The organism is Achromobacter sp. SIMBA_011 (assembly GCF_046535435.1).
GTDB classification, from domain to species: Bacteria; Pseudomonadota; Gammaproteobacteria; order Burkholderiales; family Burkholderiaceae_B; genus Achromobacter; species Achromobacter dolens.
The window spans coordinates 1-231 of sequence record NZ_JAWRWN010001318.1 but is presented as its reverse complement, the minus strand read 5'-3'; the positions used below and the strand labels follow the sequence as shown (position 1 = coordinate 231).

The following is a 231-nucleotide window of genomic DNA, read 5'->3' as shown; positions in this document are numbered from 1 at the left end:
GGCGCGGGCCGTCGGCGGTCAGCGGTGCGGTATTGATGACGGTGGTGATGCGTTTCGCCTTGGCGGCCGTAAGCGCCGCTTCAATGGCGGGCGCAGGCACTTCGAACTGAAGCATCAGAATATCACCTGCCGACATCTCCGCCACCGCCTTTGCGGCATCGGCTGCGGAGACTTCACCATTGGCGGCCGGAATGACCGAGATCATGTTTTCCCCGCCTTCACCGATCAGGA

1 pseudogene is annotated in these 231 nt (G+C 62.8%); it reads right to left on the bottom strand.

From position 1 onward, the window contains the following. Positions 1-205 (bottom strand): annotated as a pseudogene (locus SB816_RS35355) (hypothetical protein); the annotation flags it as partial. Between the last annotated feature and the right edge of the window lie 26 nt (positions 206-231).